General features: G+C 69.2%; 12 protein-coding genes. 8 read left to right on the forward strand and 4 right to left on the reverse strand.

Going from position 1 to position 13,029, the window contains the following annotated elements:
• Positions 1–86: 86 nt before the first annotated feature.
• From leuA to ACFVAV_RS23665, 3 genes are all read left to right on the forward strand, one after another.
• Entirely contained in the window at positions 87–1,886 is a 1,800-nt protein-coding gene (gene leuA, locus ACFVAV_RS23655; RefSeq protein ID WP_379037319.1) for a 2-isopropylmalate synthase, read from the forward strand.
• Between the two features lie 358 nt (positions 1,887–2,244).
• Complete coding sequence (locus tag ACFVAV_RS23660; RefSeq protein ID WP_379037320.1) at positions 2,245–3,936, forward strand: AAA family ATPase; 1,692 nt, start codon at positions 2,245–2,247, stop codon at positions 3,934–3,936.
• Positions 3,937–3,972: 36 nt separating this feature from the next.
• Entirely contained in the window at positions 3,973–4,758 is a 786-nt protein-coding gene (locus ACFVAV_RS23665; RefSeq protein WP_379037321.1) for a DUF6585 family protein, read from the forward strand.
• On the opposite strand, the gene ACFVAV_RS23670 is transcribed toward ACFVAV_RS23665, so the two are convergent.
• The gene (locus ACFVAV_RS23670) at positions 4,745–5,644 is read right to left on the reverse strand and encodes a LysR family transcriptional regulator (protein WP_379037322.1); all 900 of its coding nucleotides are present in this window, start codon (positions 5,642–5,644) and stop codon (positions 4,745–4,747) included. The two genes, ACFVAV_RS23665 and ACFVAV_RS23670, sit on opposite strands and share 14 nt — an antisense overlap.
• A 71-nt stretch (positions 5,645–5,715) precedes the next feature.
• Between ACFVAV_RS23670 and ACFVAV_RS23675 the strand changes: the two genes are divergently transcribed.
• The 5 genes from ACFVAV_RS23675 to ACFVAV_RS23695 all read left to right on the forward strand — a co-directional run bounded on the left by ACFVAV_RS23675 (position 5,716) and on the right by ACFVAV_RS23695 (position 11,382).
• The gene (locus tag ACFVAV_RS23675) at positions 5,716–6,645 is read left to right on the forward strand and encodes an EamA family transporter (protein WP_379037323.1); all 930 of its coding nucleotides are present in this window, start codon (positions 5,716–5,718) and stop codon (positions 6,643–6,645) included.
• A gap of 189 nt (positions 6,646–6,834) precedes the next feature.
• Positions 6,835–8,592, forward strand: a complete 1,758-nt coding sequence (locus ACFVAV_RS23680) for an FAD-dependent oxidoreductase (protein WP_379037325.1) — start codon at positions 6,835–6,837, stop codon at positions 8,590–8,592.
• Between the two features lie 98 nt (positions 8,593–8,690).
• Positions 8,691–9,317, forward strand: coding sequence for a hypothetical protein (locus ACFVAV_RS23685; RefSeq protein ID WP_379037326.1), 627 nt, complete (start codon positions 8,691–8,693; stop codon positions 9,315–9,317).
• A gap of 116 nt (positions 9,318–9,433) precedes the next feature.
• The gene (locus ACFVAV_RS23690) at positions 9,434–10,669 is read left to right on the forward strand and encodes a MurT ligase domain-containing protein (protein ID WP_379037327.1); all 1,236 of its coding nucleotides are present in this window, start codon (positions 9,434–9,436) and stop codon (positions 10,667–10,669) included.
• The gene (locus tag ACFVAV_RS23695) at positions 10,666–11,382 is read left to right on the forward strand and encodes a type 1 glutamine amidotransferase (RefSeq protein ID WP_379037328.1); all 717 of its coding nucleotides are present in this window, start codon (positions 10,666–10,668) and stop codon (positions 11,380–11,382) included. Before ACFVAV_RS23690 ends, ACFVAV_RS23695 begins: the two co-directional genes overlap by 4 nt.
• A 7-nt stretch (positions 11,383–11,389) precedes the next feature.
• Here ACFVAV_RS23695 and ACFVAV_RS23700 read toward each other — a convergent pair whose 3' ends face one another.
• The 3 genes from ACFVAV_RS23700 to ACFVAV_RS23710 form a co-directional block, all read right to left on the reverse strand.
• The gene (locus tag ACFVAV_RS23700; protein WP_379037329.1) at positions 11,390–11,764 is read right to left on the reverse strand and encodes a type II toxin-antitoxin system VapC family toxin; all 375 of its coding nucleotides are present in this window, start codon (positions 11,762–11,764) and stop codon (positions 11,390–11,392) included.
• A complete protein-coding gene (locus ACFVAV_RS23705; RefSeq protein ID WP_378847951.1) occupies positions 11,761–12,012 on the reverse strand; it encodes a type II toxin-antitoxin system Phd/YefM family antitoxin in 252 nt (83 codons plus the stop codon). Before ACFVAV_RS23705 ends, ACFVAV_RS23700 begins: the two co-directional genes overlap by 4 nt.
• Before the next feature lie 61 nt (positions 12,013–12,073).
• On the reverse strand, positions 12,074–12,958 hold the full coding sequence (locus ACFVAV_RS23710; RefSeq protein ID WP_379037330.1) for a bile acid:sodium symporter family protein: 885 nt from the start codon (positions 12,956–12,958) through the stop codon (positions 12,074–12,076).
• Positions 12,959–13,029: the final 71 nt, after the last annotated feature.

The following is a 13,029-nucleotide window of genomic DNA, read 5'->3' on the forward strand; positions in this document are numbered from 1 at the left end:
ACAGACCGGCTCCCGTCGCGGGGTTCCAACGCGCCGGTCAACCCGCTCCCACCAGGGAATCAACCACACCCCACGGAGAAACTTGCATGTCCACGGCTGACGCATTCGTATCCGCTTCGCGCACCATTACGGCCCCCGGTAAACCCGCTCCGGCCGACCAGCCCGCCTGGAACCATCAGAAGAACTCGTCGATGCCGTCGTTCCGGTACCGGCCCTTCGCCGAAGAGGTCGAGCCCATCTCGGTGCCCGACCGTACCTGGCCCGACAAGATCATCGACCGCGCGCCCGCGTGGTGTGCCGTCGACCTGCGCGACGGCAACCAGGCCCTCATCGACCCGATGAGCCCGGCCCGCAAGCGCCGCATGTTCGATCTGCTGGTGCGGATGGGTTACAAGGAGATCGAGGTCGGGTTCCCGGCCGCGAGCCAGACCGATTTCGACTTCGTCCGCGAGATCATCGAAGACGGCGCCATCCCCGCCGACGTCACCATCCAGGTACTGACCCAGTGCCGGCCCGAGCTGATCGAGCGCACCTTCGAGGCGTGCAATGGCGCCCCGAACGCGATCGTGCACTTCTACAACTCCACCTCGATCCTGCAGCGTCGCGTGGTGTTCCGCGCCGAGCGCGACGCGGTGAAGAAGATCGCCACCGACGCCGCGACGCTGTGCCTGGAGATCGAGAAGCGCTACCCCGACACCGAGTGGCGCTACGAGTACAGCCCGGAGTCCTACACCGGCACCGAGCTGGACTACGCCCGTGAGGTCTGCGACGCGGTCTCCGAGATCATCGCGCCGACCCCCGCCAAGCCGCTGATCATCAACCTGCCCGCGACCGTCGAGATGGCCACGCCGAACGTGTACGCCGACTCGATCGAGTGGATGCACCGCAACCTGGCCCGCCGCGACTCCATCGTGCTGTCGCTGCACCCGCACAACGACCGCGGCACCGCCGTGGCCGCCGCGGAGCTGGGCTACCAGGCCGGCGCCGACCGCATCGAGGGCTGCCTGTTCGGCAACGGCGAGCGCACCGGCAACGTCTGCCTGGTGACCCTGGGCATGAACATGTTCTCCCGCGGCATCGACCCGCAGATCAACTTCTCCGACATCGACGAGATCCGTCGCACGGTCGAGTACTGCAACCAGCTGGCCGTGGCCGAGCGTCACCCCTACGGCGGTGACCTGGTCTACACCGCGTTCTCCGGCAGCCACCAGGACGCCATCAACAAGGGCCTGGACGCGATGAAGGCCGCCGCCGACGCGCAGGACGCCGACGTCGCCGACATCGTCTGGGAGGTCCCGTACCTGCCGATCGACCCGAAGGACGTCGGCCGTACCTACGAGGCCGTCATCCGGGTGAACTCACAGTCCGGCAAGGGCGGCGTCGCCTACATCATGAAGACCGATCACGGCCTGGTGCTGCCGCGCCGGCTGCAGATCGAGTTCTCGCAGGCGATCCAGGCGATCACCGACGGTGAGGGCGGCGAGGTGACGCCCAAGGAGATGTGGGACGTCTTCGCCACCGAGTACCTGAACCCGATCCTGCCGCTCGAGCGGATCAAGCAGACGGTGACCGCGGCCGAGACCGACGGCGGCGTCGACTCGATCGTGGCGACCGTGAAGGTCGACGGCGTCGAGCAGGAGATCAGCGGTTCCGGCAACGGCCCGCTGGCCGCCTTCATCGACGCGATCGCGACCGTCGGCTTCGACGTGCGGGTGCTCGACTACAGCGAGCACGCCATGTCCGCCGGTGACGATGCCCAGGCCGCGGCCTACGTCGAGGTCGCGATCGGCGGCAAGATCGTGTGGGGCGTCGGTATCGCCACCTCGATCACCACCGCCTCGCTGCGCGCGGTCGTCTCGGCCGTCAACCGCGCCGCGGCGCGCTAGTTACCCGCAACGAAGGCCGGGTCTCCACGGGATGGGGGCCCGGCCTTTGTCGGCTGTGGACAACTCAAGCCCTGTGGACAACTCCGGTCCGAACGGATCGGCTTCGCTGCGAATCCCCCGGTTGAGCTGGGCTCATGGCCGTTCGAAACCGTTGCCGGGCTCAGCTGCCCCCGGCGCGCGAAGATTAGCCCCGTGCTAGCGTTTTGGTGCACATTCAGCGCCGAGCTTCCTGCTCGTTCAGCGAGCAAGTGGGGGAACTGTGACCAACAACGACCATAATCCGACCTCTCCGCCCTGGCTGCAGAGTCCGTCGGCAGAGACGGCCGACGCTGCGTCCGGTCCCGCCGGCGTGCAAACGGTGGCCGACGACGACATCGAACCCGCCGAGAATGCCGCCGAGCAGGCGGGCGAGGCCGCCGAGCCGCAGTCCGCCGAGGCAGGCGCCGAGCCCCACGTCGGGCTTGCCGAGCAGACGGTGTTCCATCCCGGTGGATTCGTGCCGGGCCCCTTCGCCCAGAGCGGGTATCCGGGCGCGCCCGATCCGTACCAGAGCGGTGGCGCGCATCCCCTGGTGCACGCGCCGGAGCAGCCCTGGCCGGGTCAGCCCGGCCCTGGCGTTCCCGAGCAGCAGCCCTGGCCGGGTCAGCCCGGCCCCGGCGCTCCCGAGCAGCCCTACCCCGGACCGCACGCGACCGGCGAGCAGCCGTATCCGGGTGTACCCGGCCTCTACCCCGGCGCACCCGAGCAGCCGCAGTTCCCCGGGCAGGAACCGCAGGCGCAGTACCCCGGTGCCGAGCAGCCACAGTTCCCCGGTCAGGAGCAAGTCGCACCGCAGGGACCGCAGTCCGAGCCCATCTACAGCTGGGCGCCTCCGCCGCCACCGGCGTACCAGCCGCCGATGCAGGGCGGGATGGCCCCCGGTCAGATGTCCGGTCAGCCGGGTCAATTCCCCGGGCAGCCGGGTCCGCTGGCGCAGCCGCCCGGTCAGCAGTGGCAGGGCGGACCGCCCCAGCAGCATCAGCCGTTCCAGCCGCAGCATGTGCCCGCGCCGGGTCAGCCCGGCCATTCGGTCAACGACCTGAACCTGCTCAAGCGCGCCCGCAAGGCGCCGCGCAGCGGGTGGCGGCGAGCCGTGCACAAGGCTTCCGGCGGTGTGATCAACCCCGGTGAGTCGGCGGCCGACATCGTTCACCGTGATCTGGGCGAGCGGGTCAACCAGCCCGTCCGCGGTGACTACCGGATCGCGATCCTCTCGCTCAAGGGCGGCGTCGGCAAGACCACCACCACGGTCGGTCTCGGCTCCACCTTCGCCACGCAGCGTGGTGACCGCGTCATCGCCATCGACGCCAATCCCGACCTCGGCACCCTCGCCCACCGGGTGCCGCGCCAGACCCGGTCGACGGTGCGCAACCTGCTCGAGGACCAGAACATCACCCGGTACTCGGATGTCCGCGCGCACACCTCGCAGGCCCCGAGCCGGCTGGAAGTGCTTGCCTCCGAGCAGGATCCGGCCGTGTCGGAAGCCTTCAGCGAGGCTGATTACCGCAAGGCGATCGGCATCCTGCAGTCGTTCTACAACATCATCCTCACCGACTGCGGCACCGGTCTGATGCACTCGGCGATGTCCGGTGTCCTCGACATGGCGAGCTCGCTGGTGCTGGTCACCTCCCCCGCGATCGACGGCGCGCGCAGCGCCTCGGCGACGCTGGACTGGCTCGACCACCACGGCTACAGCAAGCTCGTCGAGCGCACGGTCGTGGTCGTGAACGCCTCGCGCCGTGGCGCCTCGACGGTCGACCTGGACCAGCTGCGCAAGCTGTTCCTCGACCGCACCAGGGCCGTGCAGATCGTCCCGTTCGACGATCACCTGGCCGAGGGCGCCGAGATCGACCTCGAGCTGGTCAGCAAGCCCACCCGGCGCGCGCTGCTCGAGCTGGCCGCCATGGTCGCCGACGACTTCGGCTACCACGGTCAGCAGCAGGGTCAGCAGTTCCCGCCGCAGGGTCAGCCGTATCAGGGGCAGCCGCAATACCAGCCGGGACAATTCTGAGATAGCCGACCGAACACCCGCGGGGGGGTAACAGGCATGTCCGAGGTGGATGTCGCGCGCCATGTCGCGGGTGTGGCGGCCGGTGCCGGGCTCGGTAGTCATCGAGCGGCGTACGCACCGACCGTGATCGCCTGGAACAGGATTCGCACGGTCGGCGCCATCGCAGGCGTCGCGCTCGCGGCCACGGTCCTCGCGTTCGTCATCGATCAGGCCGGGCTGGCGTGGATCACCGGGCTGATCGCGATCGGTGCCAGTTTCGGTTTCGCGCTCGATGCCGCGCAGGCGTGGTGGCATGAGCGCGAGACCGCGGGCAACCGGCTCGCCATCTACGACCACGGCGTGGTCGCGGTGGTCGGCGGGCGCACCGGCGTCGCGCGCTTCGACTCGACGACGGTGTTGCAGAAGATCGTCCGCAAGCGCGCCAACGGCGGGCCGGTCATCACCGCCTGCACCTACACCCTCACCGATCCGGCCGGGCAGCACTTCGTGATCGACAGCTCGTTCGTGCACGCCGATCAGTGGGGTCAGTGGATTCAGCAGGCCGTCACCGAAGCCCAGCTGCCGCAGGCACTCGCCGCGGTGCAGTCCGGGCACCGGCTCGGCTTCGGCGACATCTGGCTGACGGCGAGCGAGATCGGCGCGCGCAACAAGAGCGTGCCGTGGCACCAGGTGCAGGGCCTGCGGACAGTCTCGGGGTATGCCGAAATCTCGGTCGAGGACAGGTGGTTCGGGCTGAACTCGACCTCGATCGCCGACATCCCCAACTTCTTCGTCCTGCACGCGCTGGTCGAGCGGCTGCGCGGGTACGTCAGCTCGCGCTGACCTCGCGTGCCGCGGCTTCGAACGCATCGAGCACCGCGGCGACGGCGGGCCGCCGGTGCGCCTGCGGCCGGGTGACGAGGTCGTACATCCGCGCCGCCCGCACGCCCGCCAGCCGCAGCACCGACAGCGCGGGATGCGCGACCGCGAAGCGCGGCATCAGCGCGACGCCGTACCCCGAGGCCACCAGCGTTTCGATCACCCGGAACTCGTTGAGTCGCTGCGCGATCCGCGGGCGCACGCCCGTGATGGTCGCGATCGACTCGAGCACGTCGTCGACGGGGAAACCGCCGCGCACGCTCACCCAGGTCTCCTCGGCCAGCTCTTCCGGCCGCACCGAACTCCGGCCCGCCAGCGGGTGGGTCGGCGCGACGACGACGTCGATCGGTTCCCGCATCAGCACCCGCGCCGCGAGCCGCGGCCCGGCGGGCGAGGGTGCGCGTTCGTCGCGATGGGTGAGCACGATGTCGTAGTCGGCCAGCAGTTTCGCCGCTTCCGACGGCGGCAGATCCTCGTCACCCGCGACGATCTCGACGCCGCTGCCCGCGAGCGCGGTCAGCACGGGCGGCAGCAGCAGCGCGGCGCCCGACGGGAACAACGCCACCCTGACCTGCCCGCGCGGCGAGCCGCGATAGTGCGCCATCTCGGCGGTGGCCCGCTCCATCGCCGCGAGGACGTCGTCGGCGCGCAGGACCAGGGCCTGCCCGGCATCGGTGAGCCGCACCCGCCGCCCGTCCGGCTCGAGCAGCGCGACCCCGGCTTCCCTGGCCAGCACCTTCAACTGCTGCGAGACCGCCGACGGCGTCATCGACAGCGCCTCGGCGACGGCGGCGACCGTGCCGCGGTCGGCCAGCTCCCGCAGAATCCGCAGCCTGTCGATCGAAAACATGAAGCAAATCTACTTCATTCATCCACTTTTATTCGATTGTCCTGATGCTTTGCAAACCGCACGATGAGGGCGTGACCTCCCGTGACCGCCTGCTCGGACTGACCGTCGTCGTGCTCTGGGGCCTGAACTTCCTGGCCATCAGGATCGGCCTCGACCACTTCCCGCCCTTCTTCTTCGCCGCGCTGCGATTCGCTGTCATCGCGATTCCGGTGCTCGTATTCATCCCGCGTCCCGCCGTGCGCACCCGCTGGCTGCTGCTCTACGGCACCGGATTCGGCATCCTGCAGTTCGCCTTCCTGTTCACGGCGATGCGCACCGGTATGCCGACCGGGCTCGCCTCGCTGGTGCTGCAATCCTCGGCCCCGTTCACCGTGGTGCTCGGCGCGGTCCTGCTGCGCGAGCGGCTGCGCCCGGTGCAGCTCGCCGGGCTCGCGGTCGCCGTGCTCGGCATGGTCGCCATCGGCGCCGATCGGCTGGCCCATGCCACGCTGCTCCCGGTGCTGCTGACCTTGGCCGGCGGATTGGGCTGGGCGTTCGGCAATATCGGCGCGCGCCAGGCAGGCGCGGACTCGCCCGGGTTCGACCCGCTGCACCTGACGCTGTGGATGTCGGTGGTTCCGGTGCTGCCGCTGCTGGCGCTGTCGATGGCTGTCGAGGGGCCTGACACCGGCTTCCGCGCGCTCGGCGCCGCGGTCTCCTCGACCGACGGCCTGCCCGCGCTGGCCGCGCTGGCCTACATCGCCGTCCTCGCGACGGTGTGCGGATCCGGCCTGTGGACGTATCTGATGAGCCGCTATCCGGCGGGCACGGTGGCGCCGTTGTCGCTGCTCGTGCCGGTCGTCGGGATCGCGGCGGCCTGGGCGGCTTTCGACGAGCAGCCGTCGGTGGCCGCGCTGATCGGCGGGGTGATCGTCATCGCCGGCGCGTTCGCCGCGACGACCACCCGGCAGTTCCGGCGGACGCCGGAGCCCGCTCCCGACCGCGGTCTCGTCCAGGTCTAACGTCCAATTCAGCGCATGATCGACGAGGCGATGGCTAGCATGTGACCGATCGCGCGATGCGTTTTCCGCGCGACCGGTCGGTTTCGAGCTCGGGCGAACGACGCACAGGTCACAACAGCCAGGTCTTCGCCGCGCTCTACAGTGATAGCAAATCGCAGGCAATACTCGAACAAGGCAGCTGAACAGCATATGGCGGAACAACGGTTGCCCGTATCGCGGAGAACCTTTCTTCGCGGCACGGTCGCAGCGGGGGTGGTATCGGCGGGGGCCGTGGCGGGAGCCGGTGTTGCGCTCGGCGCACACCCCGGCCGCCGCGTCGCCGTCCTCGGCGGCGGCGTCGCCGGGCTGACCGCCGCGCACGAGCTGGCCGAACGCGGTTTCGAGGTCACCGTCTACGAGGTGAGGGCCTTCGGCGGCAAGGCCCGCAGCATCGCCGTGCCCGGCACCGGCCGCGACGGCAGGCCCGATCTGCCCGGTGAGCACGGCTTCCGCTTCTTCCCCGGCTTCTATCAGAACCTGCCCGACACCATGCGCCGGATTCCGGTCGCGGGCAATCGCGACGGCGTGTGGAACAACCTGATCACCGTGCCGGAGGCGAGGTTCTCCCGCCGCGACGCCGACGACATCCTGCTCACCCTGCCCGACGGCTTCGCCGCCCCGACGACGAATCCCGACGCGATCAGGGAGACGCTGGCCGCCACCATCTCGACGCTGTCGAAGATGCCGCCGTCGGAGGCCGCGTTCTTCGCCAACCGGCTGCTGGTGTTCAACAGCAGCTGCGACGCGCGCCGCTTCGGCCAGTGGGAGCACACCTCCTGGCAGGACTTCGTGCGCGGGCACCAGCGCTCGCACGAGTTCCGCGCGATCGTCTCGCGCTCGCTCACCAGCATCATGGTCGCGGCCAAGGAGAACCTGGCCAGCACCCGCACCATCGGCAGCATGGGCGAGCAGTTCCTCGGCAATCCGCTCGGCCTCGGCAACGACGGCGGCCTGGACCGGGTGCTGAACAACGCGACCAATATCGCCTGGATCGACCCGTGGGTGGACCATCTGCGCGGGCTCGGCGTTCGCTTCGAACTCGGCGCTCGCGTCGAGGAACTCGTGGTGCGCGACAAGCGCATCGGCGCGGCGCGAATCACCGATTCCGCGGGTGCCCGCACCGTCGAGGCCGACTATTTCGTCGCCGCAATGCCGGTCGAGCAGGTCAGAAAGCTCTGGTCGCCCCAGGTGCTCGAGCTGGCGCCGGAACTGGCGGCGACCGATCGCCTGTTCGTCGATTGGATGAACGGCATCCAGATCTATTTCCGCACGCCGCTGCGTATTTCGCGCGGACACGCGGCATTCGTCGATTCACCGTGGTCGCTCACCTCGATCAGCCAGAACCAGCTGTGGACGCGCAAGCTCCCGTCGTTCGGCGACGGCACGGTGGCCGATTGCCTGTCCGTCGACATCTCCGACTGGAATTCCCCCGGCATGCTGTACGGCAAGCCCGCCGTGGAATGCACGCACGAGGAGGTCTTCCGGGAGGTCTGGGCCCAGCTCAGCGCCCATCTGAACGACCGCGAACAACTGCTGCGTCCCGCCGACGTCCATTCCTGGTTTCTCGATCCGGGAATCACCTGGCAGGGCAGCCGGAACGCGAATGCCGATCCGTTGCTCATCAACACCGCCGGTTCGTGGGACGCGCGGCCCGAAGCCCACGGTTCGATCGAGAACCTTTTTCTCGCAGGCGATTACGTGCGCACCGATATCGACCTGGCGACAATGGAGGGCGCGAACGAATCCGCGCGGGCCGCGGTCAACGCGCTGCTCGATGTCGCGGGGTCATCGGCCCAGCGCTGCCGCACTTTCCGGCTGCGCCGTACCCCCGAACTCGAGCCGCTGCGGGTGATCGACGCCGACCGCTATGCCAGGGGAATTCCCAATATTTTCGACGTTCAGATGTGATCTGTCAGCACGACCAGAACACGCATTGCTTCTGCGCCGGGATCGGCCGACAATAGCCACCGTCGGTCCGAATCACGGTGTTAGCGGGGGGATTTCTGGTGAGTCTGCGTGGATGGCGAGCGCTCGGGCCGATCGCCGTATCGGCGGCCGCGGTGTCCGGCTGTGGTCCGGTCGGCCCGCCGGGTATCGACTTCGGCGAGGCGGTGCCCGCCGCGACGGCCATCACCGCGACGCTGCCCGCGACCGACGCCAATTGGCCCGACGCCTGCGCGGTGCTCACCGATGCCGAGATCACCGCGATCCTGCCGCAGGCCACGAATCTCACCCGGACACCGCAAACCGTGCAGATCGTCGGCGAAACGGTGCGCAATATCGCACAGGGCGGCTGCCTGTTCACCTTCGATCTGCCCGACCTCCCCGACTCCTCGGACAACACCAAGATCACGGTGACGTTCTCCTCGGTCGGCGAGGAGGCCGCCGTCGCCGCCCACTACGCCGATATGAAGCGATTCACCGGTGACCCGGTGGCGCCGGAGTGGGGCGCCACCGAATGCACCTACGGCAAGATCATCGAATCCACGGTCGCCTGTTACCGGGGCAACTTCGCCTTCTCGGTCAGCGGCGACTCCACGGTGGGCGGCCTGGACAACCCGGCGCGCTTCCAGATCTGGCGCGACGAGGTCAGCGCCGAAGTGGTGCGCACCCTCGTCGCCAGGATGGGCTGACACAGCTCCCGCTCGTCGGGCGAGTGGCGCGGCTCGCGTCGCCTGCCCGGATGGGCTGACGGAGCTCACACCGCTCCCGCACGCGGTCCGCGACGTCGCGCACATAGACTCGCGGCGTGGCAGACATCTCGGTGCGTGGGCGCCTGGCTTTGCGAGCGGCGGCGGCAGCGTCGTGGGCTTCGCAGAAGGCGGGCCGCGGCAAGGGTTCGATGATCGGCGGCCTGATCGCGTTGAAGATCGATCCGACGATCATGACGCAGCTCGGGCGCGGCAGGCGGACGGTGCTGATCACCGGCACCAACGGCAAGTCGACGACCACCAGGATGACCACCGCGGCGCTCGGCACGCTCGGCCAGGTCGCCACCCAGGCGGACGGCGCCAATATGGACGCGGGCATCGTCGCGGCGCTGAGCGTGCACCAGGGGGTGCCGCTGGCCGCGATCGAGGTCGACGAGCTGCATCTGCCGCACGTCAGCGACGCGCTCGACCCGGCCGCCGTGGTGCTGCTGAACCTGAGCCGCGATCAGCTCGACCGGGTCGGCGAGATCAACATGATCGAGCGCAAGCTGCGCGCCGGGCTGGCCCGTCATCCCGACACCGTGGTCATCGCCAACTGCGACGACGTGCTGGTGGCCTCCATCGCCTACGACCACCCCAAGGTCGTATGGGTGTCGGCGGGCAGCGGCTGGGCCGTCGACGCGACGAGCTGCCCGCGCAGTGGCGAGCCGATCGTCTGGGAGGGCGAGAACTGGCGCTCGACCGGCGCCGATTTCCATCGCCCGCAACCGGATTGGTGGCTCGAGGGCGAAGACCTGTGCGGCCCCGACGGTTTCCGCGCTCCCCTGCACCTGGCACTGCCCGGCCGGGCGAACCGCGGCAATGCGGCGCAGGCCGTCGCCGCCGCGGTCGCGATGGGCGCCGAGGCGACCAAGGCGACCGATGCCACCGGCACCGTGCGCGAGATCGCGGGACGGTACCGCACCGTCACCGTCGGCGAGCACGACGCGCGGCTGCTGCTGGCCAAGAACCCGGCAGGCTGGCAGGAGGCGCTGTCGATGATCGAGCCGACCTCGGCCGGTCTGGTCATCGCGGTGAACGGGCAGGTGCCCGACGGTGAGGACCTGTCCTGGCTGTGGGACGTGCGGTTCGAGCACTTCGAGGGCGTGCAGGTGGTGGCCGCCGGCGAGCGCGCCACCGACCTCGCGGTGCGCCTGACCTACGCCGGCGTCGAGCACACCCTCGTGCCCGACCCGCTGCGCGCCATCGCGTCCTGCCCGGCCGGGCATGTCGAGGTGCTGGCCAACTACACCGCGTTCCGCGATCTCAACCGTGACCTGGAGGCACGCGCATGAGCGAGTCGACCATCCGCATCGGCCTCGTCCTGCCCGACGTGATGGGCACCTACGGCGACGGCGGCAACGCGCTGGTGCTGCGCCAGCGGCTGCGCATGCGCGGCTACGACGCCGAGATCGTCGAGATCACCCTCGCCGACCCGGTGCCGGACTCGTTCGACATCTACACCCTCGGCGGCGCCGAGGACTCCGCCCAGCGCCTGGCCACCCGGCACCTGCAGAAGTACCCCGGCCTGCAGCAGGCCGCCGCCAAGGGCGCCCCCGTCCTCGCGATCTGCGCCGCCATCCAGGTGCTCGGCAACTGGTACGAGACCTCGGCGGGCGAGAAGGTCGACGGCGTCAGCCTCTTCGACGTCACCACCTCCCCCCAGGCCACCCGCGCCATCGGCGAGGTCACCACGACACCCGTTCTCGACGGCCTCTCCGCGCCACTGACCGGTTTCGAGAACCACCGCGGCGGCACCCGCCTCGGCCCCGACGCCACCCCGCTGGCCAAGGTCACCCGCGGCGTAGGCAACGGCGTAGGCGACGGCACCGAAGGCGTGGTCCAAGGCTCGGTCATCGGCACCTACCTCCACGGCCCCGCCCTGGCCCGCAACCCCGAACTTGCCGACCTCCTCATCGCCCGAGCCCTCGGCATCTCCCCCGCCGACCTCACCCCCCTCGACCTCCCGGAGGTAGACCGCCTCCGCCGCGAACGCCTCCGCGCTTAGCTGATCGTCAGCACGCCAGCGAAACGACGTCGTACCGAAGGCAGAGCGGGTCCCGGGTGACGAGCGTCAGCTCCTCACACCGGGCCTGCGCCACCAGGATCCGATCGAACGGATCGCGGTGGATCAGCGGAAGCCGGGCCGCCTCGATCGTGTGCCTGGCATCGATCGGCAGCGGCAGGAACCCGCTGCCGACCACCCGTTCAGGCAGGTCGGCCGGACCGGCCAGCTTTCCCGACGCCTGCTTCATCGCGATCTCCCAGACCGAGGCCGAGCTGACGTAGACGTCGGGATCGTGGTCGAGCCGTTCGCGAAGCTCCGCGTCCAGCGTGGGATCGTCGGTGAGCCACCACAGGATGACATGGGTGTCCAGGAGCAGGCTCATGCGTCGAAGTCGCGGGCGATTTCGGCGTTGGTCTCGGGCGAGTCCCAGCCAGGGGACAACTCGAGCCGACCGCGTAGCGAGCCACGGCCGGTCCGATTGACCCGGCGAGTCAACGGCACCACTTTGGCGACTGGAGTTCCGGCACGACTGATCACGATTTCCTCCCCCTGCTCCACCCGCTCGATGATGCGTGACAGGTTCGTCTTCGCGTCGTGAATGTTGAATTGCTCCGCCGCGTTCCCTGCCATGACGCCTCCTTAGCTAAGAGGTTAGTCCGGTGCTGCACGCCTGTCCACGACGCCCGCGGACTCACTCGGCCGTGGCGACCGCCACCCGTGGCTGTTTGCGGGTGATGAGATAGCCGAACGCGGCGGCGAGGGGGAACATGAGGATGCCGTAGATCGCGGCGGGGACGGCCATTTCGGTGCTGTCCAGGACGCTCACCGCGATGGTGATGGCAATCGTGCTGTTGTGGATGCCGACCTCCATCGAGCAGGCGATGGCCTGGCGGTCCGGGACGCCGAGCAGGCGCGGGAGGAAGTAGCCGATGGTCAGGCTGATCAGGCAGAACAGCACGGTGATCCCGCTGACCTGGGCGAGCGAAGCGGGCGGGTTGTCGGCATCGGCGGCAAGGGTGCCTGCGATCACCAGCATCAGGGTCACCGCCGAACCGATCCGCACCGGGCGGTCCATCCGGTCGGCGAAGGCGGCCGAGGCGCGGCGCACCAGCATGCCGATCACGACCGGCACCAGCACGATGGCGAAGACCTGGATCACCTTGCCGAACTGCAGGCCGACGGATTCGCCGCCACCGGCCGGGTCGAAATAGCCGATCGCGAAGTTGGTCACCAGCGGCACGGTGATGACGGCGATGACCGAGTTCACCGCGGTCAGCGACACATTGAGCGCCACGTCGCCACGGAAGAGATGGCTGAACAGATTCGCCGTCGTCCCACCCGGCGAGGACGCGAGCAGCATCATGCCGACCGCGAGGATCGCGGGCAGATCGAACAGCAGGACGAGCCCGAAGGCGACGATCGGGAGCGCGATCACCTGGCAGAGCAGCGCGATGGCGACGATGCGTGGGCTCTTCGCGATCCGGGTGAAGTCGGCGACGGTGAGCGAGAGTCCCAAGCCGAACATGATCACGGCCAAGGCCAGTGGCAGTCCGACGGAAACCAGGGGTGAGTTCATAGCCATCCTCATCGAGCAGCCCGGGCGGCCCCGGGTTTGAGACTCATTCGTCTCAATGAGAGAGGGTAAAC

It is taken from the genome of Nocardia sp. NPDC057663 (genome assembly GCF_042799895.1).
GTDB lineage: Bacteria > Actinomycetota > Actinomycetes > Mycobacteriales > Mycobacteriaceae > Nocardia.

Coding starts and splice junctions, on each gene's coding strand:
- ACFVAV_RS23710 (WP_379037330.1), bottom strand. CDS start 12,958: ATGAACTCACCCCTGGTTTCCGTCGGACTGCCACTGGCCTTGGCCGTG.
- ACFVAV_RS23680 (WP_379037325.1), top strand. CDS start 6,835: ATGGCGGAACAACGGTTGCCCGTATCGCGGAGAACCTTTCTTCGCGGC.
- ACFVAV_RS23705 (WP_378847951.1), bottom strand. CDS start 12,012: ATGGCAGGGAACGCGGCGGAGCAATTCAACATTCACGACGCGAAGACG.
- ACFVAV_RS23665 (WP_379037321.1), top strand. CDS start 3,973: ATGTCCGAGGTGGATGTCGCGCGCCATGTCGCGGGTGTGGCGGCCGGT.
- leuA (WP_379037319.1), top strand. CDS start 87: ATGTCCACGGCTGACGCATTCGTATCCGCTTCGCGCACCATTACGGCC.
- ACFVAV_RS23700 (WP_379037329.1), bottom strand. CDS start 11,764: ATGAGCCTGCTCCTGGACACCCATGTCATCCTGTGGTGGCTCACCGAC.
- ACFVAV_RS23695 (WP_379037328.1), top strand. CDS start 10,666: ATGAGCGAGTCGACCATCCGCATCGGCCTCGTCCTGCCCGACGTGATG.
- ACFVAV_RS23670 (WP_379037322.1), bottom strand. CDS start 5,644: ATGTTTTCGATCGACAGGCTGCGGATTCTGCGGGAGCTGGCCGACCGC.